Annotated in this window: 24 protein-coding genes and 1 pseudogene; 10 read left to right on the top strand and 15 right to left on the bottom strand. The window is 61.0% G+C overall.

Going from position 1 to position 22,184, the window contains the following annotated elements; translation table 11 throughout:
- The first annotated feature begins 145 nt into the window (after window positions 1-145).
- The gene (locus ACP7C6_RS00830) at window positions 146-733 is read left to right on the top strand and encodes a LysE family translocator (protein ID WP_028616617.1); all 588 of its coding nucleotides are present in this window, start codon (window positions 146-148) and stop codon (window positions 731-733) included.
- Here the strand turns inward: ACP7C6_RS00830 and ACP7C6_RS00825 are convergent.
- On the bottom strand, window positions 675-1,568 hold the full coding sequence (locus ACP7C6_RS00825; RefSeq protein WP_426108105.1) for an AraC family ligand binding domain-containing protein: 894 nt from the start codon (window positions 1,566-1,568) through the stop codon (window positions 675-677). The genes ACP7C6_RS00830 and ACP7C6_RS00825 overlap by 59 nt on opposite strands.
- 71 nt (window positions 1,569-1,639) lie before the next feature.
- Window positions 1,640-5,062 (bottom strand): hypothetical protein, encoded by a 3,423-nt coding sequence (locus ACP7C6_RS00820; RefSeq protein ID WP_426108103.1) that lies wholly within the window; start codon window positions 5,060-5,062, stop codon window positions 1,640-1,642.
- 127 nt (window positions 5,063-5,189) lie between these two features.
- Here ACP7C6_RS00820 and ACP7C6_RS00815 point away from each other — a divergent pair.
- Window positions 5,190-5,534: pseudogene (locus ACP7C6_RS00815) on the top strand (GNAT family N-acetyltransferase); the annotation flags it as partial.
- Window positions 5,535-5,646: 112 nt separating this feature from the next.
- Here ACP7C6_RS00815 and ACP7C6_RS00810 read toward each other — a convergent pair.
- On the bottom strand, window positions 5,647-6,138 hold the full coding sequence (locus tag ACP7C6_RS00810) for a GNAT family N-acetyltransferase (RefSeq protein ID WP_426108101.1): 492 nt from the start codon (window positions 6,136-6,138) through the stop codon (window positions 5,647-5,649).
- Between the two features lie 363 nt (window positions 6,139-6,501).
- Entirely contained in the window at window positions 6,502-7,917 is a 1,416-nt protein-coding gene (locus tag ACP7C6_RS00805; protein ID WP_028616614.1) for a purine-cytosine permease family protein, read from the bottom strand.
- Between the two features lie 219 nt (window positions 7,918-8,136).
- Between ACP7C6_RS00805 and ACP7C6_RS00800 the strand changes: the two genes are divergently transcribed.
- Window positions 8,137-9,048 carry a LysR substrate-binding domain-containing protein gene (locus tag ACP7C6_RS00800; protein ID WP_068934265.1) on the top strand — a complete coding sequence of 304 codons (912 nt, stop codon included), beginning with the start codon at window positions 8,137-8,139 and terminating at the stop codon, window positions 9,046-9,048.
- 104 nt (window positions 9,049-9,152) lie between these two features.
- Here the strand turns inward: ACP7C6_RS00800 and argE are convergent, their stop codons facing one another.
- The 5 genes from argE to ACP7C6_RS00775 all read right to left on the bottom strand — a co-directional run bounded on the left by argE (window position 9,153) and on the right by ACP7C6_RS00775 (window position 13,477).
- A complete protein-coding gene (gene argE, locus ACP7C6_RS00795) occupies window positions 9,153-10,298 on the bottom strand; it encodes an acetylornithine deacetylase (RefSeq protein WP_068934263.1) in 1,146 nt (381 codons plus the stop codon).
- Window positions 10,295-10,972, bottom strand: coding sequence for a DUF1028 domain-containing protein (locus ACP7C6_RS00790; protein ID WP_068934261.1), 678 nt, complete (start codon window positions 10,970-10,972; stop codon window positions 10,295-10,297). Before ACP7C6_RS00790 ends, argE begins: the two co-directional genes overlap by 4 nt.
- Before the next feature lie 10 nt (window positions 10,973-10,982).
- Complete coding sequence (locus tag ACP7C6_RS00785) at window positions 10,983-11,393, bottom strand: RidA family protein (RefSeq protein ID WP_016969085.1); 411 nt, start codon at window positions 11,391-11,393, stop codon at window positions 10,983-10,985.
- Between the two features lie 23 nt (window positions 11,394-11,416).
- Entirely contained in the window at window positions 11,417-12,748 is a 1,332-nt protein-coding gene (locus ACP7C6_RS00780; RefSeq protein ID WP_410525287.1) for a flavin-containing monooxygenase, read from the bottom strand.
- A 126-nt stretch (window positions 12,749-12,874) separates the two neighbouring features.
- Entirely contained in the window at window positions 12,875-13,477 is a 603-nt protein-coding gene (locus ACP7C6_RS00775) for a LuxR C-terminal-related transcriptional regulator (protein ID WP_028616609.1), read from the bottom strand.
- A 116-nt stretch (window positions 13,478-13,593) separates the two neighbouring features.
- Here ACP7C6_RS00775 and ACP7C6_RS00770 point away from each other — a divergent pair, with 116 nt between their 5' ends.
- Complete coding sequence (locus tag ACP7C6_RS00770) at window positions 13,594-15,207, top strand: ATP-binding response regulator (RefSeq protein WP_426108097.1); 1,614 nt, start codon at window positions 13,594-13,596, stop codon at window positions 15,205-15,207.
- On the opposite strand, the gene ACP7C6_RS00765 is transcribed toward ACP7C6_RS00770, so the two are convergent.
- A complete protein-coding gene (locus tag ACP7C6_RS00765) occupies window positions 15,197-15,532 on the bottom strand; it encodes a hypothetical protein (RefSeq protein WP_028616607.1) in 336 nt (111 codons plus the stop codon). The genes ACP7C6_RS00770 and ACP7C6_RS00765 overlap by 11 nt on opposite strands.
- Before the next feature lie 175 nt (window positions 15,533-15,707).
- Between ACP7C6_RS00765 and ACP7C6_RS00760 the strand changes: the two genes are divergently transcribed.
- Window positions 15,708-16,178 (top strand): GNAT family N-acetyltransferase, encoded by a 471-nt coding sequence (locus tag ACP7C6_RS00760; protein WP_426108095.1) that lies wholly within the window; start codon window positions 15,708-15,710, stop codon window positions 16,176-16,178.
- Between the two features lie 122 nt (window positions 16,179-16,300).
- On the opposite strand, the gene ACP7C6_RS00755 is transcribed toward ACP7C6_RS00760, so the two are convergent.
- Window positions 16,301-16,786, bottom strand: a complete 486-nt coding sequence (locus ACP7C6_RS00755; protein WP_068934253.1) for an HIT family protein — start codon at window positions 16,784-16,786, stop codon at window positions 16,301-16,303.
- A gap of 125 nt (window positions 16,787-16,911) precedes the next feature.
- Here ACP7C6_RS00755 and ACP7C6_RS00750 point away from each other — a divergent pair, with 125 nt between their 5' ends.
- The gene (locus ACP7C6_RS00750) at window positions 16,912-17,241 is read left to right on the top strand and encodes a DHCW motif cupin fold protein (RefSeq protein WP_068934251.1); all 330 of its coding nucleotides are present in this window, start codon (window positions 16,912-16,914) and stop codon (window positions 17,239-17,241) included.
- Here the strand turns inward: ACP7C6_RS00750 and ACP7C6_RS00745 are convergent.
- Window positions 17,228-18,259, bottom strand: a complete 1,032-nt coding sequence (locus tag ACP7C6_RS00745; protein ID WP_426108092.1) for an NADP-dependent oxidoreductase — start codon at window positions 18,257-18,259, stop codon at window positions 17,228-17,230. The genes ACP7C6_RS00750 and ACP7C6_RS00745 overlap by 14 nt on opposite strands.
- Before the next feature lie 87 nt (window positions 18,260-18,346).
- On the opposite strand from ACP7C6_RS00745, the gene ACP7C6_RS00740 reads away from it, so the two are divergent.
- A complete protein-coding gene (locus ACP7C6_RS00740; RefSeq protein ID WP_426108090.1) occupies window positions 18,347-19,282 on the top strand; it encodes a LysR family transcriptional regulator in 936 nt (311 codons plus the stop codon).
- A gap of 227 nt (window positions 19,283-19,509) precedes the next feature.
- Here the strand turns inward: ACP7C6_RS00740 and ACP7C6_RS00735 are convergent, their stop codons facing one another.
- Window positions 19,510-19,977, bottom strand: coding sequence for a copper chaperone PCu(A)C (locus tag ACP7C6_RS00735; RefSeq protein ID WP_122684642.1), 468 nt, complete (start codon window positions 19,975-19,977; stop codon window positions 19,510-19,512).
- Window positions 19,977-20,585: an SCO family protein gene (locus ACP7C6_RS00730; protein WP_016976099.1), complete on the bottom strand. Its 609-nt coding sequence runs from the start codon at window positions 20,583-20,585 to the stop codon at window positions 19,977-19,979. Before ACP7C6_RS00730 ends, ACP7C6_RS00735 begins: the two co-directional genes overlap by 1 nt.
- A 164-nt stretch (window positions 20,586-20,749) precedes the next feature.
- Here ACP7C6_RS00730 and ACP7C6_RS00725 point away from each other — a divergent pair, with 164 nt between their 5' ends.
- The 3 genes from ACP7C6_RS00725 to ACP7C6_RS00715 all read left to right on the top strand — a co-directional run bounded on the left by ACP7C6_RS00725 (window position 20,750) and on the right by ACP7C6_RS00715 (window position 21,893).
- Window positions 20,750-21,133, top strand: coding sequence for a DUF2946 domain-containing protein (locus ACP7C6_RS00725; protein WP_068934246.1), 384 nt, complete (start codon window positions 20,750-20,752; stop codon window positions 21,131-21,133).
- 62 nt (window positions 21,134-21,195) lie between these two features.
- Window positions 21,196-21,741 carry a putative natural product biosynthesis protein gene (locus ACP7C6_RS00720; RefSeq protein WP_426108087.1) on the top strand — a complete coding sequence of 182 codons (546 nt, stop codon included), beginning with the start codon at window positions 21,196-21,198 and terminating at the stop codon, window positions 21,739-21,741.
- A complete protein-coding gene (locus ACP7C6_RS00715; RefSeq protein ID WP_236321869.1) occupies window positions 21,723-21,893 on the top strand; it encodes a DUF3079 domain-containing protein in 171 nt (56 codons plus the stop codon). The genes ACP7C6_RS00720 and ACP7C6_RS00715 overlap by 19 nt, the downstream gene beginning before the upstream one ends.
- Here the strand turns inward: ACP7C6_RS00715 and ACP7C6_RS00710 are convergent.
- Window positions 21,882-22,163 (bottom strand): hypothetical protein, encoded by a 282-nt coding sequence (locus ACP7C6_RS00710; protein WP_073860007.1) that lies wholly within the window; start codon window positions 22,161-22,163, stop codon window positions 21,882-21,884. The genes ACP7C6_RS00715 and ACP7C6_RS00710 overlap by 12 nt on opposite strands.
- Between the last annotated feature and the right edge of the window lie 21 nt (window positions 22,164-22,184).

The raw sequence follows: 22,184 nt of genomic DNA, 5'->3' as shown, positions 1-22,184 counted from the left end.
GTCGAGCGTGGTTGCCAGCGCAGCTGCAGGCGGGCTTTTTCCGTCGAGTGGCTAATCCGACGAGGGTCATTTTGTTCAATACCGCGATCTGACTCGCCGTTTACCGTGGCCACACCATCACGGTTTCGAACAAAAAGGAGTTGCAATGAGCTTGATTATTTCCATGGCTGCCTTCGCCCTCGCCACGTCCATCACGCCGGGTCCGGTGAATGTGGTGGCGCTGAGTTCGGGGGCTCGCTTCGGTTTTGTCGCCAGCCAGAAGCATGTGTTCGGTGCTGCCGTCGGCTTCACGCTGTTGCTGGTGTTGATTGGGCTGGGCTTGCATGAGGTGCTGGTGCGCTGGCCGATTTTGACCCAGTTGATCCAGTGGGGCGGGGTGGCCTTCCTGTTGTACATGGCCTGGAAACTGGCCGCGGACGATGGCCGGCTGGATGCCGAGGGTGCCGCAACGGCGCCGTCGATGGTCTATGGGGCGATCATGCAATGGCTCAACCCCAAGGCGTGGCTGGCCTGCGTGGCCGGGATGGGCTTGTTTGTGGCGGATGGCGATGCCGCACAGGTCTGGCTGTTTGCGGCGCTCTACCTGGTGATCTGCTACCTGTCGGTGGCGTGCTGGGCCTACGCTGGCACATTCCTGCGCCGCTACCTCGGCAACCCTCAGGGCGTTCGCGTGTTCAACCGCTCAATGGCCGCGTTGCTGGTGGCCAGTGTGGGTTATTTATTGATGGCTTGAGCCGGTCGCGGTACTGCCCCGGTGTGGCAGCAAAATGCTGCTTGAAGGTGCGCTGGAAGTGCGCCTGGTCGGCAAAGCCTGCGGCCAGCGCGACATCGGCGATCAGTTCCCCCTGGCGCAATTGCGCGCGGGCAAACTGGATACGCTGGTTGACCAGGAATGCATGGGGCGTCAGGCCGTAATACTGCTTGAATGCACGGATCAGGTAGGACGGTGAAAGCTCGGCTGCTACACAGATATCTTCCAGTTTGAGGGCGTCGGTGCAGTGTTCGCGGATGTAGTCGGCGGCGCGTTCCAGCTTGTGGTTGACCTCACGCACCGGCGTGCCGGAGGGGTTGAGGCGCTGTTGAACTTCAGTGAAGTAACTCACCAGCGCGCTCTGTTTTTGCAGGTGTTCGGCCTGTTCATCCGCCAGTATCCCGTACAACTCCAACAGGCCATCGTAGAGCACCGTGTCCCGGGTGTAGGGCGTGTTGAATGGGCGGTAACCCTGGTCCGTGCCGAACCCCAACTGGTGCTGCAAGTCCGTCAGCCAGGGCGTGTCGATGTACAGCATCTGGTAGGACCACGGCTCATTGGCGATGGGGTTGCAGGCGTGTACGTCGCCAGGGTTCATCAACACCACCGTGCCGGCGCTGATCTCAAACGTTTCGGCGCCGTAGTGGTAATAGCTGCGTCCGGTGGTGACTACTCCGATGGAGAAATGCTCATGCGCGTGACGGCTATAGGTCACCTTGCGCCCATCGGCGATGGTGCGCGCTTCGATGAAGGGCAGGCGCTCGTCGCGCCAGAAGCGGGGCGAATCCAAAGAGTGAGTGATGGCGTTCGGCAACATGAAGAGGGTTCCATCCTGAGCGACGTCGAGCGGCGATCATTACACAGCCCGGCGCCCCGTCGCCATGCTTGTCAGACCAGCAACGCCGCGCGGTCGCCATTGGGCACCAGGCGATTGATATACGCTGTCCACGGGTCGTACCCGCCAGCCGCCTCTTCAAGCGTGAGCGGGTTGGCCGCACGCTCGCGCAGCGCCGCACTGCCCAGCAGCAGTTGGCGCTGGACGATCAGCGTCGCCAAAGCGCTGGAGCGTGCGGAGTTGAATGTCTGCGGCGCGCGGAGCCTGCGCTCATCCGGGTTGCGCCATTGGGGCATGGGCAGGGTGAGGTCGAGTTTGCGGATGATCACTTCGGGTTGCAGCGACGGGAGCGCAGATTTATCGGGCGCACGGCCTTCTGCATAGGCGGGCCAGTTGAATCGCTTCCACGCATGGGGCCTGGGCGTGTTGCCCTCGGCAGTCGCCTGGATGACGTGGGCGTATTCAAGGTCGCGTCGCGGCAGGATGACATGGTGCAGGGGGAAAAATTCATAGAAATACCGGTCGCTGAAGTACTGGACATAAACCAGTGTTGCAAACCGGCCATGAGTGGCTGCCTTGCTGAGGCTGAAGCACTCAACCTGTCCATACTCCAGTGCTTCGCGTCTTGGCAGTGACAAATGTGACAGCCAGTGAGTGACGGTCTCCACATACGCCACCTGCAATTGATCCAGCCTACGGGTGAAGGCGTTGCCAAATCGGGCGTTGATGTTGTTCAGTTGGTGGAAGTTCTTCGCCACTTCCGGGTAGTCGAGGCTGCCTTCGGACGTGCGCCAACGCTTGGCCTGAGCTTTCAGCTCACCTGCCATGTGCAGTTCAACCAGGGTGTACTGCTTTGTATCCGGCGGCGATTCCAGGATGGGTGCTTGCAGCTCTGTCTGTTGCGGGTAGACCCGTTGCAGGTCTTGAAGCGCTGTCTCGTGAAGCGAAGTGAACGCTGAAGAGAAGGTCTCCAGCGCATTTTTCAGGCGCTCGCGTTGTTCGTTGAGCGCCTTTATGGCGTCGTTGGTCTCAATGGCGGTGTAAGTCTCGCCCTTTGCCAACACGCCGTTGGCGACCGCCCAATCAACAATCGGCGCGGTTACATTGTTATTTTTGAGAAATCGTGTCCATCTGGCTGACGCCGGCATGTGGGCGAGGGTCATTAAGTCGTCGTAGCTCAGTTGACGCGACGAGCCCGACAATTCCTGCTCGGTGTACATGACGTAGTGTTTGAACAGCACCCAGGCTTGGGAGGTCATGAAGGGCAATGATTCTGGAATATTTCGAATCAGGAACTCCGGCGATTTGTTGGACAGCAGCACGTGTGCGGCCAGGGCTGCTGTTGGGCGTGAAAGCGCCGTCAGGCTGGCTTCGATGATTTCGCGGACGAACGCAAGGGACTCCCCCCATAGGTAGCTGTCCGTCAGGTCGAACACGTTGATCGAACCCTGGGGTGCATTCAATGCAGGGTCCAGGCTCAGTATCAGCGCGGCCAGCACCAATGCCTTACGGCTGGCACGGGTGGTGGTTTCACCGGCGTCGCGCCCATGCCAATCGACCTGGTTTGACAACTCTTCGCCGAGCGCCAGGGCGCGGGTGGAATGCAGTAGGTGAGACAGCAAAAAGTCTGCTTCGGCGCGCACGTCGTGCACAGGCCTGTCTTTCAGGATCGGTTCGCTAAGGTAGGTAAACAGGTGCGAGTACGTCTGCGGAAGGGTGCGCCGACTGATATCGAGGATCAGCTGGTTTTGGGGCCGCGACAAGGTCCAGCGTGAAGGTTGCGCTAGGGTCAGTGCTCCCCAGTACTGGCTGGACTGAGGTTTGATGGTCAAAGGGATTGCCAGCAGGCGAGCGGTCTTAAGTGCTTCACCCGCGTTGCTGGGGGCTTCGACGTCACAGAGCGCGAGCGCCTGCTTGAGGGAGACCTCGCCATTACTGCGCAATTCGCCTCCGTTGTTTCGGACGGCAATCAGCAGCGGCGGTAGCAGCGCTCGCAGGCGCTCATTCTCCAGTACTTCAGCACTGAGTTGCTTCCACTGCCCGTCCAGCCCCCGGGCGCCCATATGCGCAACGGTGAGTAACACATGGCTGCCCGGGTCAATGCCTTTAGCATCGCGCAGGGCGATGAAATCCGGGTGCTCTGTCAGCTTCACCAGCAATTGACGGGCCTTTTCCAGCCCAGGCCCGAAGACATCCGGGTCCATGTCGACGATCCGGTTGAGCTCGATTCTATCCGCCGCTTGTTTACCTAAAGCGGTTTGTTGCAGCGCGACCTGCATGTGGTAACGATCATTTAGCAGGCCCAGGTAGTAGCGATGGGCATAGACCGCAGAGAAGGAGCGTGCCCATTCACTGATGTAGGGCACGACAGGTGGCGACCATTGGCGTAACAACGCCAGCAGTTGCGTCAAATCGCCTCCGCTGGCAGGGCGTTCGATACCGTAGACGGACAACAAGGAGGCCACGCTGAATGTCTCATCCTGGTACACATTGCTCTGGAGTGTGGCGGCCAGTCGCTCCAACTCTTGCCACCGAGGTGTATCCGAGGGCGGAATATAACGAGTGTTGTTCTGACGGCTGCGCGGGAGGATGCACAGCGCGCGCATTTCGTAATCGTAATAGTAGCTGGCGGTTTTTTCGGCATCCCTGTCGAGGCCCAGTTTCCCGATAAGCGCACCCAGCAGTCGGGTCGCGTATTTCATGGTATGGGCCAGCAGCGAGTCAGAGCGCAAGGCGATGTGTTTGCGGTACACCTGGAGCCAATCAAAATCTTGGTCGCCGTTGCGGGTTTCCTCCAGTACGCGAATCAACTGCTGGTAGTCCAATTGCTGGTTCTTCAGCTCGCTATGAATGACCGACTTGCTGTGGCCGCTGTCATCAATGCCAGGAAAACCGTTGAGCGCGTGTAGCTCATCGACAATCACCTGCACCTGCAAGCTGTTGTCGGGCAGCGGGTAGCCATGGAAGGCAAGGGCCAGTTTCAAGGGCAATGTGCGGTCCTCGATCTCGAAACGGTTGCCCAGATAGGGCATGCCAACGTTGCCGGTGTCGATGACTTGGGTGATCGCCAGGATCGGGTACGCCACTTCCCGCCATCCCGAATCATCAGCCAGTGTGAAGGTGTGCAACGGCGCGTGGTAGGGCGCCTGTTTCCTCGCTTGTAAACGGGTGCCTTGCAGAAACAAAGTTGGCAGGTCCAGGTCAAGAGCATCTGCCCAATCCAGAAAGGCCGGTTGATTGATCGCTTTCCAGTACACGGCCAGCCAACTGCTGAGTAGTGAGTCTTCGGGAATGGTGACGCGCAGCTCATGCAGCGAGCGCGGCGGGGTTGGGCCTAATGCCACTGACAGTGTGTTGATCAGGTTGGCGGCCAGGGTCTGGCTGGCCTTGAGTCCCATGCTTTGCGCCTGGCTCAGATAGTCGGGTGAAGGGGAGAGGTTTTCAACGGGTTGGGTGAAATGACGCAGATGCTCCATGGCGATGAGGCTCGCTGAGTAAAGGGAGCTTACATCGTCCAATGCCCTGGCGTTGGACGACAGAGGGCGCTTCCTCTCGGGCGGTGGCTTAAATCAGCCGCCTGAGTAGGCGGTTAGATATCCCTTCGTTGCCGAAACCAACGGCCACCTTGTCGGTTTCGCCCAAATCAAGTGGCGTGCTGAACACGCGGTGATCTCGGCGCCCGATGTTGCTGAACTGCAACGCCTGTACCTCCAAGAGCGCTTCACTGGCCTGGGCATCGGCTATCGACTGTTGACGGCGGCCGAGGAGCGGGCGGCGCAAGGGGGCGCTTCATTGTTGTGGGCGACCGTGTGGGTGGGGAATGAACGGACCCTGGGAGTTTATCCAAAACGTGGCTACGTGTTACTCGGTTCGCCGACGTATAGCTTCCAGGGCGAAACCCATCAGAACCGCTTGTTTGGCAAAGCGCTGTCTCTCACAACTGCATAGGCAGAAATACCCGGCTGCTACCCTCAGGTTTGCAGGGCACTTCACCGAACGAGAATACGCTCGGCATCGGGGGTTGGTTGGTCGCTGATTTCAACATGCGCTGCGTTCATCTCTAGAGCGCCATGACCATTTCATGCCACGCCATGCCACCGTGATCCGACGGCGAAGGTCGCACATAGTCATAGCCCATGCGCTCGTACAACGGCACGTGATGTTTTTTGCACATCAAGTGAATCGCCTGCTTGCCCATGGTGCGCATGCGCTGCACAAACTCTGTCATCAACGCCTTGGAATAGCCCTTACCCTGATGCGCCGGGTCGACCACCACCGACATGATCACCACATTCGGCGCCTCGGCCGAATGGCCCACCAACTCCTTGAACGCCTCGTCCGACATCACCACGTCATAAGCGCAACCGCAGTTGATGAAACCCACGGTTTGGCCCTCGGCCTCCAGAATCAAAAAGCCTTGCGGGTACTGCGCAATGCGCGTGGCGATCTTTTCCAGGGTCGCGGCTTCGTCGCCTTCGTAGGCGCTGATCTCGATGTCAAAGCAACGGGCGGCGTCGGCGGGTACGGCATTGCGGAAGGTGAGGGCGGGCATGGACGTTTCCTGAGGCGTTGAGCGAGAGGCCACATGATAGACAAACATCGACCCCAGCAACACAAAACCCCCTGTAGAGCACTCCCTAAAGACCTGAATGGGCTTGTTGTGGTGAGTGAGCTTTCTGTGGTGAGCGGGCTTGCCCCGCGCTGGGCTGCGAAGCAGCCCCAAAATCAGCAAGAGAGAAATGCCTGAAGCACTGCATTCATTCTCAATGGGGCCGCTGCGCAGCCCAGCGCGGGGCAAGCCCGCTCACCACAACAAGCCGGTTTGCCATAAAAAAGCATCTGACGTGCTATCCAAAAATTAGAAAACCCGCCAAGGCGGGGTTTCTGATTGCTCAAGTTGCAGGCGGCGAATGTATCAAACCCCACCCACCAGCTTCCCCCCCTCCATCCGACGCTTATACGCACTGTCCCGGCTCGCCAACCAGAAATACAACGGCGACGTCACCACCAACCCCACCACCCAGGACAAGTCCGCCCCGTTGATGTGTTCCGAAATCGGCCCCACATACAGCGGCGTATTCATAAATGGAATCTGCACCACAATGCCGACCGCATACGCCAACAGCGCCTGTGGGTTGTACCGCCCGTAAATCCCGCCATCCACGCGGAAGATCGAGGCAATGTCGTATTTGCCCTTATGGATCGCGTAGAAGTCGATCAGGTTGATCGCCGTCCACGGCACCAGTACCACCAGTAGCACCAGCACCATGTCGACGAAGTGGCCGATGAAGTCCTTGGAGGCAAACACCGCGGCAATCGCACAGGCCGCCAGCACCAGGATCGAGATCACCGCGCGGCTTTTGGCCGTTGGAATCCAGCGGTAGGCAAAGGTCTGCACCAGGGTGATGATCGACAGTACGGCACCGTACAGGTTGAGGGCGTTGTGGCTGATCACGCTGAGCAGGAACAGCACCAGCATCAATGGGCCGATCGCGCCGGTGGCGAGTTTGACCGCGTCCATGGTGTCCATGCCGACTGGCGTGGCGAGGACGGCGACGGCGCCGAAGATGAACGACAGGCTGGAGCCCAGGGCCGAGCCGAGGTAGGTGGTCCAGAAGGTGGATGCGACCGGCACGTCTGCCGGCAGGTAGCGGGAGTAGTCGGACACATAAGGGGCGAATGCGATTTGCCACAGCGCCGCCAGGGACACGGTTGCCAGCCAACCGGAGATGTTGAATTCACCGCGGGTCAGGAAGTCGGTGGTTTGCACGTGAGTAAAAATATAGCCAAACCCCAGCACGATCCCGGCGCCCAACACCCAAGTGCCGATGCGGTTGAGCACGTGGATGAAGCGGTAGCCGATGATGCCGATGATCCCGGAACCAATGGCGCCGATCACGATGCCCACCGGCACGGGCACCGCGTCGACTACGCCGTGCAGGGATTTACCCGCAAGTACGATGTTGGAGGCGAAGAAACCGATGTACATCACGCCGGCGATCACCACCACCAGCAAGGCGCCGAGGGAGCCGAACTGGGCGCGGCTCTGGATCATTTGCGGGATGCCCATTTGCGGGCCCTGGGCTGAGTGCAGCGCCATCAGCACGCCGCCGACCAGGTGGCCGACGAGAATGGCGACGATGCCCCAGAGGAGGTTGAGGTGGAACAGTTGCACACCCAGCGCACCCGTGACGATCGGCAGCGGCGCAATGTTGCCGCCGAACCACAAGGTGAACAGGTCTCTTACCTTTCCATGGCGATCTTCCGGAGGCACGTATCCAATCGTGTGTTTTTCGATAAGCGGGGCGGAGGATGTTGCAGTGGTGACCATGACGAACTCCAAGGCAAGGTGAGTACGTTGACGTACTTCGCTGTGCGCCACGTGCGCGGCGCTTTGTTGTTGGAGTGATGATCTGCAATGGGCGCAGGGAGGTAAATTAGTAAGTTTGTTGCTATAGACCTTAAAAAATATAGCTCGCAGCCGTGCCGCGCTCCGGTATGTTGCCTACACCTGTTTAGCGGGCGAAGTCCCACGTTTCTGGAGGTCCCGATGGCTGCGTACAACCTGCGCCAACTCAGATATTTCGTCACCACGGCCGAATGCGGCAGCGTCGCCGAGGCCTCGCGCAAGCTGTACATCGCGCAGCCGTCGGTGTCCACGGCGATCAAGCAGTTGGAAGACAGCTTTGGCGTGCAGCTGTTTATCCGTCATCACGCCCAGGGGGTGTCGCTGACGCCCAGCGGCGCACGCTTCTATCGCAAGGCCCTGGAACTGCTGCGCGTAGCCCATGAGTTCGAGCAGAACGCCCTCGCGGACAATGACGTGGTGGCGGGGCAAATCGATATCGGCTGCTTTGAAACCGTGGCGCCGCTTTACCTGCCCCGCTTGATCGCCGGCTTCAAGGCGCGTTGGCCGGGGGTGGAGATCCGCATTCGTGATGGCGAGCAGCAGGAACTGGTGCAGGCGTTGACGGCGGGCAGTATCGACGTGGCGATGCTGTTCGAACATGACCTGGGCACGACCATCGAAACCACGCCATTGATGCCGCCGCAGCAGCCCTATGCGCTGTTGCCGGCGGATCATCGTTTCGCGCAGCAGGCCAAGGTCTCACTGGCGGACCTGGTGCTGGAACCGATGATCTTGCTGGATGTGCTGCCGAGTCGCACCTACTTCGTGAGCATCTTTGAAGAGCGCGGGCTGACGCCGAATATCGTGTTCAGCTCGCCGTCCATCGAGATGGTGCGGGGGATGGTGGGGCGGGGGTTCGGGTTTTCCATCCTGGTGACCAAGCCGTTTACCGAATACACCTACGATGGCCAGAAAGTGGTGTGTGTGCCGTTGGCAGAAACGGTGACCGGTTCAGGCTTGTCGGCAGTCTGGCTTCGCCGCGCGCCGTTGACCAAGCCGGTGCAACTGTTTGTCGATTACTGCCGCGAAGAACTTGCCCGACTCCTCGCCTAGGGCTCCGGCCGTAGGAACCGAGCTTTTGTAGTGAGCGAGCTTGCCTCGCGCGGGGCAAGCCCACTCACCACAAAAACAAGGCCACAGGGATTTGCATGAAGTGTTCAGGCGCGAATCGAGTCCAGCATCCGCCCCAGCATAGCGTCACACCCCGCCAGTTGCTCCAGGCTGACAAACTCATCCGGCTTATGCCCCTGGTCCATGCTCCCCGGCCCGCACACCACCGTGGGAATGCCCACGGCGTCAAACAACCCACCCTCGGTACCAAACGCCACCGTGCCGAACGCCCGCGAACCGGAAAACGCCGCGATCAACTCCGCCGCCTGGCTGCGCTCATCGGTGACCAAGCCTGGGTAGGCCGACAACTCAGTAAAGTGAATCGCACTCTGCGCACTCACCGCCTGCATGCGCGGCAACACCTGCTGCTCGGCGTAGGCCTTCAGTTCTTCAGCCACTTCGGCGGGGTCCTGCGACGGCAACGCACGCACTTCAAAATCGAACCGGCAATCCGCCGGGACGATATTCAGGGCCTTGCCACCGCTGATCACACCGGTTTGCACCGTGCTGAACGGCGGATCAAACCGCGCATCCTGGGTCTCCCGCAGCCGCTGGCCAATCCGTCCCAGCTCACCAATCAGCTCGGCAGCATGCTCAATCGCATTCACGCCATACGGTGCGTAGGCCGAATGGCATGCCTCGCCGTGCACGTCGCAGCGCATCGCCAACTTGCCCTTGTGGCCGAGCACCGGCTTGAGTTCGGTCGGTTCGCCGATGATGCACAGCATGGGTTTCACTGGCCGTTCTTCAAGCACCTTGAGTAACGAACGCACGCCCAGGCAACCGACTTCTTCATCATAGGACAGTGCGATGTGCACCGGCATCCGCAACGGCGCCGCGACCAATGCCGGCACCAGTGCCAACACGCAGGCGATATAACCCTTCATGTCGGCGGTGCCGCGCCCGAACAGCTTGCCGTCGCGTTCGGTCAGCTCGAACGGCGGTACGGTCCAGGGCTGGCCGTCCACCGGTACCACATCGGTGTGCCCCGACAGCACGATCCCCGGCAACTCAACCGGGCCCACGCTGGCAAACAAATTGGCCTTGCTGTGATCTTCGTTGTAGACCAACTCGCTGGATACCCCGAAACCGGCCAGGTAATCGTGTACAAACTCGATCAGTTGCAGGTTGGATTCGCGGCTGGTGGTGTCAAACCCCACCAGCGCCTGCAGCAGTTCGCGGCTGGTGCTCATCGGTCGTCTCCGGCCACGCCGTAGCCAGGGGAGCGGTCCGGGGCAAGGGCGCGGTCGATGTAGTCCTGCACTTGCGGGCGATAGGCCTCCCAGAGCTTTTGCAATTCAAGGATCGGTTGTTCATCGGCCCAATCCACGCGCAGGTTGATGATCGGCCAGGTCAGTTCGCCCACCACCACCAGCGCGGCGGAGTGCACCGGGCCGGCTTCGCCACCGGCGGCGATGGCGGCATGCATCGCCGCTAGCAACCGGTCCGCCAACTGGCCTTCACCTTGCTCGAAGGCCGTGATCATCGCCTCGATCACCGTGCGGTCGGCGAGCATGTTGCCCGCCGCCACACATTGTTCGCCCGACACGGCGTTATGGGTGCCGAGGGTTTCGCTGCCGCTGAAATGCACGCTGCGGCCCAGGTGATCAATCGCCGTCAGTTGCCGGTACTGGCTGTAACCGTTGCGCGTCAGCGCCTTGTCGACCGCATCGGCGGGGGCGAGGCCTTGCTCCAACAGGTCCAGCACGTCCGGGCCCAGGGCCGGGAGGGTGATGTTCTGGGTCGACACCGCGCCCACGCCGGGCCGCAGCCACGGGCAACGGGCACCTACGGCAATGCTCGATGAGCTGATGGCAATGCCCAACTGGCCGGTTTCGGCACAACGGCCGACGATTGAAAAGGTCATGTGCGGCTCCTTACTCTGGAATAACGGCGATCACATCGATTTCCATCAACCACTGCGGCTGACCGAGCGCCGATACGACCAGCCCGGTGGAAATCGGGAACACGCCCTTGAGCCATTTGCCGACTTCCTGATACACCGGCTCGCGGTAGCGCGGGTCGATCAGGTAGGTGGTGGTCTTGACGATATGCGACAGGTCGGAACCGGCCTCTTCCAGCAGTTGCTTGACGTTTTTCATCGCTTGCTCAGCCTGGGCGCGCGGGTCGCCAAGGCCGATCAGGTTACCTTCGAAATCCGTGCCCACCTGGCCGCGCACGTACACGGTATTGCCGGCACGTACGGCCTGGCACAGGTCGTTGTCCAGGCTCTGATTAGGGTAGGTTTCCTTGGTGTTGAACATGCGGATGCGAGTGTGAGTAGGCATCAAAAACTCCGGCAATAAAGGGATCAGGCGCTGACAGGGGAGGGACGAACCACCGGGGCGGCTTCGCGGTATTCAAGGTATTGACGCTGGATGGCGATGTGGTCGGCCACATACTTGGCGTCATGCCAGACGCCCCAGATAAACGATGAACCCCGACGCGATTGCCATGGCAAGCCGAGGAAGTAGATCCCGGCTTCGCTGGACACGCCGCGCTGGTGCTGGGGCTTGCCGGCTTCGTCGAAGGCGGCGACCTTCAACCAGCTGTAGTCCACGGCAAACCCGGTGGCCCAGATGATCGAGGTGACACCGGCCTTGGCTAGGTCCAGTTCCAGGATCGGGTGTTTGATGCAGTCGGCGTCAGGGAATACGCGACGGGCTTCGGGCTCCAGCGGCAGATCGACGCCGTTACGCTCGATATAGGCGTCGGCTGCGTCCAACAGGGCCAGGTAGTTTTCATCGCCGCGTGCCAGGTTTTCCACCAGGTTCGGCTGGAAGCTGGCGACACTGCCGTTGAAGGCTTGCGTGAGGCCGACCAGGGTCATGCCTCGCTGGGCCAGCTCACGGAAGTCGATGGTCTTGCCGCCGTGTGCGCCGCTGACCGCGATGGTCACGTGCTCACGGCCGGGTTTCATGGCCGCCTGGTCCCACTCGCCCAGCACCCCCAGCCACCAGCAGAAGTCGCGATTGCGATAGGCGCGGGGCGGGCGGTCGTGGGCACCGACCGAGAGATACACCTGGCGTCCGGAGCGCTGCAATTCATCGGCGATCTGCACGCCGGAGGAACCCGCGCCCACCACCAGCACCGCACCGGCCGGCAATTGCGCGGGGTTGCGGTAGTCGGCGGAGTGGATCTGGTGCAGCGCGCTGTCTTTCGGCGCGATGGCCGGAATCACTGGTTTTTGGAACGGCCCGGTGGCGGCGACCACACGGTTGGCCTCGATCACGCCTTCGCTGGTGTGCACGGTAAAGCCTGGGCGGCCGACATTACGCACCACGGACAGCACATCCACGCCGGTACGGATCGGCGCATTGAACTTGCGGGCATAGGCTTCAAAGTAATCCGCCACATGCTCTTTCGGCGCAAATCCATCCGGAGCGACCGTGTCGAATTCCAGCCCCGGAAAGCGGTCATGCCAGGCCGGCCCATTGGCCACCAGCGAATCCCAACGCCCGGTGCGCCAGCGCTCGGCGATACGGCTGCGCTCCAGCACCAAGTGGGGCACCCCTTGCTTGCTCAGATGCTCGCTCATGGCCACGCCAGCTTGGCCGGCGCCTACCACCAGCGTGTCTGTTTTTGTTATTGCTTGAGTCATGTCTCTGTCCTTGCGTAATGCAGTTGGATTCAGCGTTGGCATGACTTCAAGGCTAGGGGGAGGGGGGTTATAAATAAAATATTATTAAGCTGGGAAGTGAGCATAAATATCGGATGCAGGGCTGACCAAGCGACTGGCAAGCAGCGTCTTTGGTGAACCCGCTTACCACTAAAACTCCCCGGAATACTTCACCGCTGCCGCCGCCCGCGACGGCACATCCAGCGTGCGCAACAACGACGACACATGGATGCGCACGGTAAACGGCGAGATATCCAGGGCCTTGGCGATTTCCTTGTTGGTCTTGCCTTGGGCGATCAGGCGCAGCACGTCCTGCTGGCGGGCGGTGAGGGTGTGGGTGTCCAGCGGCAGTAGGCCGGAGGGGGCGAACTTGACCAGCACTTCGCCTTCGCGGATGGCCAGCAGGGCCTGGCCGATCTCATCGGGGGCGATGTTCTTGCCAATGAAGCCATCTGCGCCCAGGGCCATGACCTGATCGATCAATGCCGGGTCATCCACCATCGACACCACGATCAACGTGGTGCGCCGCAGTTGCTGGCGCAGGTCGACCAGTTGGCTCATGCAGGTCAGGCCGGGGAAGCGCAGGTCGAGGATCAGGGTATCGACCTCGCCGCCTTCTCGGATCAGCGCGAGCACCGTTTCCAGGTCGCCAGCTTCCTGCATCAAAGCGTCCGGCAGTATGCGCTGTACGGTGCGCAACATGGCCTCGCGAAACATCGGGTGATCGTCGGCGATGATGATGCGACCGGTCATAGGAGTGCTCCTTCCTGGGGCAAGGCTGTGCAGTTGCATGCTACCTTACCACCGCGCCCTGGGCCTGCCTGGGGTGTGTGAAGGAATTGATGACTGCCGCACAAGGACGTAACCCCATGAGCCTTGAGACCAACTCCGAACTCGACCAAGCCAACCTGCGCATTGTGGTGGCCACCATCGCTGTCGTGTACATCACCGCACTGGGCTTTCTGCCCGGACAGTCGATGGACACCTACCTGCCGGTGATCCTGTATATCGTCCTGTTCCTGCTCGCCTCCATCGCGTTGCGCCAGGTGATCGCACGTTGGCCCGGGCATTATCCGGCACGGCGGATCTTCGGCATGCTTCACGACTACACCGGCACCTCGTTCGGTATGGTGGTCGGCGGCGAGGCGGCCTTGCCATTGTATGCGGTGATGGTGTGGGTCAACCTCGGTAATGGCATGCGCTACGGCTCGCGATACCTGGCGATTGCCACGGCGTTGGCGTTGCTGGCGCTGCTGATCGTGTATCGCCTCACACCGGTGTGGCAGGCGCAACCTTTCATGGTGCTGATGCTGATGATCACCAGCACGGTGATCCCGGTGTACGCGCATATCCTGCTGGAGCGCACGCGCAAGGCATCTGAGCAGGCCATCGCCGCCAACCTGGAAAAATCCCGTTTCCTCGCCCAGGCCAGCCATGATTTGCGCCAACCCATCCACTCCATCGGCCTGTTCACCGCGTGCCTGCGCGAAGCCCGGCTGGGCGATGAAGAGCGGCGCCTGGTGGATAACATCGACCGTTCGCTGCTGAACGTGTCGCAATTGTTTCGCTCGATTCTCGACCTCTACACCCTCGACAACGGCCGCCTGCTGCCTAAATACCAGGCGGTACACCTGGGCGAGTTTCTTGCCGACCTGGTGCGCCAGAACGCCGAGGCCGCGCGCTGGGCGGGGGTGGAATTGCGCCTGCGGCCGTGCGCGCACTGGGTGCTGGTCGACCCGGCGCTGTTGGCGACCATGGTGCAGAACGTGCTGTCCAATTGTTTCAAATATGGCGCGCATCGTCCGGTGCTGATCGGCGTGCGCATTCGCGACGGCGGCTTGGCGGTGGAGATTCATGACCGGGGGCGAGGGATTGCCGAGGAGCATCTGTCAAAGGTCTTCGAGGAGTTTTATCGGGTACGCCACCTGCGTGACAAAGACGTCGAAGGCGTGGGCCTCGGGCTGTCCATCGTCAAGCGTTTGGGGCAGTTGATGGGGGTTCAAGTGAGCCTGCGTTCACGAGTGGGTCATGGCACTTCCGTAAGCCTGTATGGCCTCACCCTGGCCACCGCGCCGCGAGCAACGGCTCCGCGTGATGACACGCGCCAAGCCGGGTTGCTCACCGGGTTGAAGGTGTGCCTGGTGGAAGATGACCACAACGTGTTGCTCGCCACCCAGGCGCTGCTGGAGCGCTGGGGGTGCGAGGTGCAGGCGGCGTCCTCGGGGCGTGATCTGGTGAGTGATTGCGACATCATCGTCGCCGACTACGATCTGGGTAACCACGCCACCGGTATCGAATGCATTGATGCCCTGCGCGAACAACGTGGCTGGGCGGTCCCGGCGCTGATCCTCACCGGGCACGATGTGGAGAAAATCCAGGCCGCGTTGCACGACCGTCAGATCGCCATTCTCTCCAAGCCTGTGCGCCCCGCTGAACTGCGCGGTGTTCTGCGGGACCTGAGCCAGGAGGCGGTTACTGGGTGAAACCCTGAAGGGGGTTGCCGCGTGCACCTTTGGGCTGGCAGTAGGCGGCAGGCTTCATCAGCCCAAAGCTCGCCACCGCGAACGCTCCGCCGCTGGCACCGCTGGGCACTGAGCAGTTGTACTCGCCGGATGCCGCGCTGGCGACGTAGTAGGTGGTCATCGAGTCGCTGCGCACATTGGAAATACGCTTGACCGGTTCGCCCAGGTTGGTCTCCGACAGCGTCTTGAGGTGATCTTCGGTAGGCTTGATGTTGCTGCAGCCGGCGACGCCGATGATCAGGGCGCCCAACAGGGTGAGGCGGGTAACGGAGGATTGCAGTTTCATGGTGCTTCTTCCTTGGGGTTGTTATGGTTTTTCCAGCGCACAACGCGCCCACGCGCAAGAAATGCACGGTGCCGGAGGAGCGCTGGAAGTGCCGGGGAATATAGCGCCGCAGGGGGGAGGGGTCGATTAGCACAAGTGTGCTAATGGCACGATGATTTCATGGAAGGAGCGTGAAATGCTGGAGATAAAACGGGCTACCCCAGAACACGCCCAGGTGGCGTTCAACATCCGCTTGCAGGCCATTCGCGGCCAATGCATCGGCGCGTACACGCGCGAACAAATGCTGCTGTGGACGCGGGGCAAGGCCGAAGATGGTTACAGCGCGCTGATGGATAAACCGTTTTACCTGGGGTGGGTGGACGGTCAGGCGGTCGTCACTGGAATGCTTGATCCGGACAACAATGAAGTCGGCGCGCTGTTCGTCCTGCCGGATTACACCGGGTGCGGCTATGGCAAGGCGATGCTGGATTTTCTAGAGTACCAGGCGCATAAGCGGGGCATCCCCACATTGGTGCTGGATTCGACGCTGAATGCAGTGGATTTCTACCGCGCGCACGGGTATGCGGGAGATGAGCAGGCGGTCTATCACTCACCATCAGGGTTGCAGTTGGCCTGTATCCCGATGACTAAACACCTTACGACCTGACACCCAACCCCTGTAGGAGCCGGCTTGCCGGCGAAAAAATCACGGACGCCGCACTCATCCAGAACACCAGTGTCATCGTTGCCGATTTTCGCTGGCAAGCCAGCGCCTACAGTGGAACTGTTTCAATCATCAAAACGTGCCTGTAGGCGTTCGATGACCTGCGCCACCGAGGCTCCGTGGATTACCGGTGGTGTGAGGCTCTCGCCAAACTCACGCCACACAAACAGCGTTAACTCCGCGCCATCGGTCAACGTTTGCGTCGGGGGCTGCGAGCCAAAATCCTGCAGCAAGCGATACCGATCATCCCGCCAGAATGCTTCCTCCACCCAGTCGTACACCGGTATGAAATGAAAATGCAGCGGGAATCCCGGCATGTGTCCATAGCGGCTGATGTACAGCCATTTCGGCTTGAGCTGCGCTTCTACCACTCGCTGGGTTTTCGCCAGCAGCCCACCCAACTCGGCCAGCGCTGCTTCCGGCATGTCGGCCAGGGAATGGATCGGTGTCTTGGCGCCCAACATCAGGTAGCCGGGCAACGCCGAGGCCAGGTGGTGGTTGAGCAGCCAGTGTTCGGTTTCGTGAAGGATGTACGCGGGGTCGATGTGCATAAGCGAATCCAGGGGAGCGGTGCGAGCAGGATACCTGTATCCCAGAAAAGCGTTTGATCTGTGCCTATCGCCCGTTGCTCCAGATGATTAGCCTCAAGCCTCGCTAAATAACCATCGAGCCCACCATGGAACTCACTGCCGTCCCTTTTGGCACCACCGACTGGTCTACTGTCGAACCTGCCATTCACCCAGGCATTACCGGCAATGCGTTATGGCGCACCTGCCACTTCGGCACAACCCGCGTGCGCATGGTCGAATATACCCCCGGCTACCTTGCGGATCACTGGTGCTGGAGAGGGCACATTCTGTTGTGCCTTGAAGGCGAGTTGCACACCGAATTGGAAGACGGCCGTCAGTTCACCCTGACGGCCGGAATGAGTTACCAGGTGGGCAATGATATGGAAGGCCATCGCTCATCGACGACTAGTGGGGCGAAGCTGTTTATTGTGGATTGAGGCGCACGATCAACTTGCCGAAATTGCGACCTTCCAGCAGCCCGATGAACGCTTCGGGTGCCCGCGCCAGTCCGTCGACAATGTCCTCGCGCCATTTGAGTTTGCCTTCGGCGATCCACTGCGCGGCGTCGTGCAGGAATTTGTCCTGCTGCTGATCGACAAACTCGGTCTGGATAAACCCACGCACGGTCAGGCTCTTGGCGAGAATGTCATGCATCGTTGCAGGCAATCGGTCCATCGTTGCTTCTTGAAGGGCGTCATCGTTGTAATGAGCGATCAGCCCGCACACGGGTATACGCGCAAAATCATTGAGCAGCGGTCGCACGGCATCCCAGACAGGTCCGGCGACGTTCTCAAAGTACACGTCGATACCCTGGGGGCACGCCATGGCCAGCTGTTCGGCAAAGTCCGCTGTGTGATGGTCAATGACCGCATCAAAGCCGAGTTCGTCTTTCACGAATGCGCACTTATCCGCTCCCCCGGCAATGCCCACGGCACGAGCACCGTGCAGGCGGGCGATCTGGCCGACCACTGAACCGACTGCACCGCTGGCGGCTGCGACGACTACGGTGTCGCCGGGTTTGGGTTTGCCGATATTGAGCAGGCCGGCGTAGGCCGTGAAGCCCGGCATGCCCAGCACGCCGAGGGCGGTGGTCAGCGGTGCGACGCTTGGGTCCAGGCGGCGCAGGTCTTGTCCGTCAGACAACGCGAAGCGCTGCCAGCCGGCGTAGGCCAATACGATATCGCCTGCGTGCCAATCGACGTGACGTGAGTGCTTGATACGCGCCACGGTGCCGCCGACCATCACCTCACCGATGCCCACCGGCTCGGCATACGATTTGGCTGCACTCATGCGCCAGCGCATGTAAGGGTCGAGAGACAGGTAAAGGTTTTCCAGCAGCACCTGTCCATCGTTCGGCTCGGGGATCGGTGCGTACTCAAGGCGGAAATCGCTGGTTTTCGGGCGACCTTCGGGGCGAGCGGCCAATACGACGCGCGGGTTCTGGGGGTTATCCATGATGTTTCTACTCACTGATTGAACAGGCTGAGCAGCGTAGTCATACGATGGGTATCAAGGTAGGCTGATAGCGGTTGATTCAGAGTTATGCCAAACATGATATCCGACGCGTTCGAACCTTATTTGCTGCGCACCTTTGTTGCGGTGTGTCATCACGGCAGCCTCAGTGGCGCCGCGCAACAGGCGGGCAGGGCGCAATCGGCGCTGAGCGCGCAGATTCGCCGGCTGGAAGAATTGCTCGGGCAACGCCTGTTGCGTCGCACCGGGCGTGGCGTGGTGCCGACCACTGAGGGCGAACTGTTGCTCAGCTATGCCACACGCATCCTGGCGTTGGGCGAAACAGTGGCGACACGCTTGAAGGAGCGTACGGTAATGGGCACGGTGCGCGTCGGCCTGTCGGAAGACGTCGCCGTCTCAGCATTGCCAGCCGCCCTGGGCCGCTTACACCGTGCCAGCCCCCACGTGCACATGGACATCACCGTTGACCACGGCGATGCACTCGCTGAGCGCTGGCACGATGGTTTGCTCGACGTTGCCATTGGCGTGAGCTCGGTATTTGCCGCCGACCCCGTGCATACCTGGAATATGCCGTTGTATTGGGTGTGCGGGATCGATGACGAGATCGACCCGGCGTTGGCGTTGGATGTCATCGTGTACGCCGAACCTTGCGCGTGGCGGCGCCTGATGTTCGACGCGTTATTGACTGCCGGCCGCGATTTCCGTGTCACCGTCACCAGCCCGAATATCGGCGTGATCATGGCTGCCGTGGAAAGCGGCTTGGGCGTCGCGTTGTTGCCTGCCGAAAATATCCGCCCGGACACCATGCGCGTGATCGCACTGGGGCCCAACGGCAGCCCGGCGTTAAGCGTCAATTATGGGTTGTTCGCGGTACCGCGTCAGACCGACAGCATTCGCGCCACGGTCGAGTTGCTCAGCGAGAGTTTTCACCTGATGACGCAGCCAAGGGCAGGTGGCCTGATCCGTAGCGATACACCCCACCCGACGCCCGCGCCAAGCCGATAAAACGCTCGTTTGGTGTGGTGAGCGGGCTTGCCCCGCGCTGGGCTGCGAAGCAGCCCTAAAACCATCCACCGCGTTCTGTCAGAGGGAATTGAGTGCTCTTGGTTGGGGCCGCTTCGCGCCCCAGCGCGGGGCAAGCCCGCTCACCACAGTAAGCCCGCTCACCACAGTAAGCCCGCTCACCACAACAGAACTGACAAACCTTCCGAACCCGTCAGCCACAGTCCCCATCAATGCATCTTGCTGTGATCCATCCCATCCACGCCACGGGCCGGTGCCTTCACTTCAATCGCCTGCTGCTCGCCCTTGGCGTTCTGCACTGTCAGGGTCAGCGGCACCTGGTCGCCTTCCTTGATCTGGCCGGTCAGGCCCATCAGCATCACGTGGTAGCCGTTGGGGTCGAGGGACACGGCCTTGCCGGCGGGCAGGGCTACCGAATTCACCGGGCCCATGCGCATCACGTCGTCCTTCATGCTCATTTCATGGATCTGCACGTCCTTGGCCACCGGCGAGGCCACGCTCAACAGTTGGCTGTCGCTGTCGGCGGTGACGGTCATGAACGCGCCGCTGGACGGCTGGCCCGGCACGGTGGCGCGTACCCAGGCGTCGGTTACTTGCACCTGGGCGCTGGCGTGGGCGGCAAGGCCCAGCAGGGTCAGGCCGATGAGGGTGCGTTTGAGGTGTTGAACGGCAGTCATTAGCAGACCTCCATGACGGTGAGCAGGTCTTCTGCGCACTCTTTAGCGGTAAGGGATGCCTGCAGGCCCAGGCGCAGGTTGCCACGGGTGTCGAACACGAAGCTGGTGGCGGTGTGGGACAGTGTGTAGGTGTCGCCGGCGGGGATCTTTTCATAAAAGATCCCGAATTCCTTGGCGGCCACGGCGATTTCTTCCGGGGTGCCGTACAGCGCCTCGAAGCTCGGATCGAAGGCTTTGACGTACTTGTCGAGAATCTCGGGGGTGTCGCGTTCCGGGTCCAGGGTGATGAACACCACCTGCATGATTTCGCCGTCGCGGCCCATCAGCTTCTTGGCCTGCGCGGCGCGCGCCAGGGTGGTCGGGCACACGGCCGGGCATTGGGTGAAACCGAAGAACACCACCGGCATCAGGCCACGGAACGAACTCAAGGTGACGGTTTCGCCGTCGGTGTTCTTGAGCTTGAAGGTACGGCCCATGATCTTGTCGCTCAGGTCCTTGCCGTACTTGAAGTTCAGCTTGGGGCTGTAGTCACAGCCGCCCAGCAGGCTGCCCAGCCCCAGCAGGCCCATTCCGGTCAGCACTTTGCGGCGGGTGAATAAGGTACTCATCAACTGTGCATCCTGTGAAACGCCTGCATTGCTCTGGATCAATACGTCAGGCTTTGAGGGCACTCAGTCTACCAACCCTGGGAAGTGCACGTAATCTGCGACGTTCTGCCACAGGGGCCTGCGACACTTCATCCTTTGGCGGCTCTGGTGGTAGAGTCGCCGCCATGAAACTGAGCCACCCCGACCGTTCCCTGATTGCCTGGGCCCTGTACTTCTGCGTGCTGATGAACCTGTTCGTCTGCGGTTTGGGGCATGGGCAGATGATGGGCCAGGAACTGAATGGCATCGGCGGGGCGTTCTGTTCGGTGGACGGCAAGTCGGCACCACTTTCCGACAAAGGGTTGGGCAGCCCGTCTTCCGGCAACATCTCGAACTACTTTGCTTGCCCGGTCTGCAACGCCTTGACGGTTGCGCTGGTGTTTCTGGTGGGTCTCGCCTGGCTGTTGGGCCTGCGGCAAGCCCCTCGACCCGCTCACCAACGGCGCAACAAGGCGCCACCGCGTTATGCCTGGCCTTCGGCCAACCCTCGCGCTTCCCCCACTTTCTGACGTATGCCTTGGGCCTCCCGTGATCGGGCGGCATTCCATCGTCATGACTGTGAGTGCGTTTCATGAACCACCTGTTGCCCGCAGGCGCCAGCCGCCTCGTCAGCAAGGCGTCCCGCCGCCTGCACGCGGAATCGGCGCCGCCTGAATACCCGAGTAATTCCCGCAGCTTCGTGCACCTGGATGCGCGGTTGTTGCCGTATTGGCACACCCTGTTCGATATCTGCCCGGCGCTGCTCAAGCTGGATCCGCCTGAAGGATTGAACCTGTTTCGCAGCTTCATGACCTGGGCCTATCGCAACCGGCCGCCGCTGGATTGGACCTATCACCTGAATGTCTGCCGTTGGCTGCTGGGCTCGCCGTATCGGTCGCAGATCGACGACGAGCCGATCGAGGCGTTCATGGCGGCGGCTGCGGCGCGTTGGGTCAATACGGATGAAAGTCAGGCCCAGGGTGTGGCCCTGGCCTGGCAGTCGTCACGGGTTGTAGATTGGAAAGACGCCCGGTCTGCAGGGGCCGAACAGCAGGCGTTGCCGCCGCCGCCCTGGGATTTCGCCTGGTGCCCGTTAAAGGCGCCGGACAGTTTCAGTGGGTGGTTGTCGGTGCCTTGAGAGGCTGTTACGGCGCGGCCGACCTGGCCTGCGGCAACGGCGCCGAACGCACCCTGCACCCGGCGGAAATGCTCGCTGATGACGGGTATGAACACGGCGACTGGGGGCTGGCGCCCGCGCCGCCGGGAACGAATGAGCCGTCAACTGCCTGAGCGGGTTTTTTGCTGAGTTTCTTTTTGCTGGCGGTCGGCAGGTTTAGCCGGCTTGCTCGGCTGCTTTGCAGTTTCTTTGGTTTTCTTGTCGCTGTCGGAGGGGCTGCTGGGGTAGGTTCCCGGCGGCAGTGCTGAACCGGCAGCGCTGTCGCCACTCAACGCGCTAGCAGCTGGTTCGGGGTTATCGCCAAATGCGGCGTAGGCGGGGCCGGCGAGCAGAGCTGACAGGCCGACTATAAGTAAAATCCTTTGGGGCAATCTGGTCTTCATGATGCAATCCCCTATCATGAT

The organism is Pseudomonas sp. TWR1-1-4, assembly GCF_049897165.1.
In the GTDB taxonomy this organism is placed as follows: Bacteria; Pseudomonadota; Gammaproteobacteria; order Pseudomonadales; family Pseudomonadaceae; genus Aquipseudomonas; species Aquipseudomonas canadensis.
Note: the sequence above shows the minus strand (reverse complement) of the source record. Positions and strands in the feature narration are given on the sequence as shown.

Bases quoted from the DNA above. Each gene is read 5' to 3' on its own strand.
- ACP7C6_RS00830 (WP_028616617.1), top strand. From the start codon at position 146: ATGAGCTTGATTATTTCCATGGCTGCCTTCGCCCTCGCCACGTCCATC.
- ACP7C6_RS00825 (WP_426108105.1), bottom strand. From the start codon at position 1,568: ATGTTGCCGAACGCCATCACTCACTCTTTGGATTCGCCCCGCTTCTGG.
- ACP7C6_RS00820 (WP_426108103.1), bottom strand. From the start codon at position 5,062: ATGGAGCATCTGCGTCATTTCACCCAACCCGTTGAAAACCTCTCCCCT.
- ACP7C6_RS00810 (WP_426108101.1), bottom strand. From the start codon at position 6,138: ATGCCCGCCCTCACCTTCCGCAATGCCGTACCCGCCGACGCCGCCCGT.
- ACP7C6_RS00805 (WP_028616614.1), bottom strand. From the start codon at position 7,917: ATGGTCACCACTGCAACATCCTCCGCCCCGCTTATCGAAAAACACACG.
- ACP7C6_RS00800 (WP_068934265.1), top strand. From the start codon at position 8,137: ATGGCTGCGTACAACCTGCGCCAACTCAGATATTTCGTCACCACGGCC.
- argE (WP_068934263.1), bottom strand. From the start codon at position 10,298: ATGAGCACCAGCCGCGAACTGCTGCAGGCGCTGGTGGGGTTTGACACC.
- ACP7C6_RS00790 (WP_068934261.1), bottom strand. From the start codon at position 10,972: ATGACCTTTTCAATCGTCGGCCGTTGTGCCGAAACCGGCCAGTTGGGC.
- ACP7C6_RS00785 (WP_016969085.1), bottom strand. From the start codon at position 11,393: ATGCCTACTCACACTCGCATCCGCATGTTCAACACCAAGGAAACCTAC.
- ACP7C6_RS00780 (WP_410525287.1), bottom strand. From the start codon at position 12,748: ATGCCAACGCTGAATCCAACTGCATTACGCAAGGACAGAGACATGACT.
- ACP7C6_RS00775 (WP_028616609.1), bottom strand. From the start codon at position 13,477: ATGACCGGTCGCATCATCATCGCCGACGATCACCCGATGTTTCGCGAG.
- ACP7C6_RS00770 (WP_426108097.1), top strand. From the start codon at position 13,594: ATGAGCCTTGAGACCAACTCCGAACTCGACCAAGCCAACCTGCGCATT.
- ACP7C6_RS00765 (WP_028616607.1), bottom strand. From the start codon at position 15,532: ATGAAACTGCAATCCTCCGTTACCCGCCTCACCCTGTTGGGCGCCCTG.
- ACP7C6_RS00760 (WP_426108095.1), top strand. From the start codon at position 15,708: ATGCTGGAGATAAAACGGGCTACCCCAGAACACGCCCAGGTGGCGTTC.
- ACP7C6_RS00755 (WP_068934253.1), bottom strand. From the start codon at position 16,786: ATGCACATCGACCCCGCGTACATCCTTCACGAAACCGAACACTGGCTG.
- ACP7C6_RS00750 (WP_068934251.1), top strand. From the start codon at position 16,912: ATGGAACTCACTGCCGTCCCTTTTGGCACCACCGACTGGTCTACTGTC.
- ACP7C6_RS00745 (WP_426108092.1), bottom strand. From the start codon at position 18,259: ATGGATAACCCCCAGAACCCGCGCGTCGTATTGGCCGCTCGCCCCGAA.
- ACP7C6_RS00740 (WP_426108090.1), top strand. From the start codon at position 18,347: ATGCCAAACATGATATCCGACGCGTTCGAACCTTATTTGCTGCGCACC.
- ACP7C6_RS00735 (WP_122684642.1), bottom strand. From the start codon at position 19,977: ATGACTGCCGTTCAACACCTCAAACGCACCCTCATCGGCCTGACCCTG.
- ACP7C6_RS00730 (WP_016976099.1), bottom strand. From the start codon at position 20,585: ATGAGTACCTTATTCACCCGCCGCAAAGTGCTGACCGGAATGGGCCTG.
- ACP7C6_RS00725 (WP_068934246.1), top strand. From the start codon at position 20,750: ATGAAACTGAGCCACCCCGACCGTTCCCTGATTGCCTGGGCCCTGTAC.
- ACP7C6_RS00720 (WP_426108087.1), top strand. From the start codon at position 21,196: ATGAACCACCTGTTGCCCGCAGGCGCCAGCCGCCTCGTCAGCAAGGCG.
- ACP7C6_RS00710 (WP_073860007.1), bottom strand. From the start codon at position 22,163: ATGAAGACCAGATTGCCCCAAAGGATTTTACTTATAGTCGGCCTGTCA.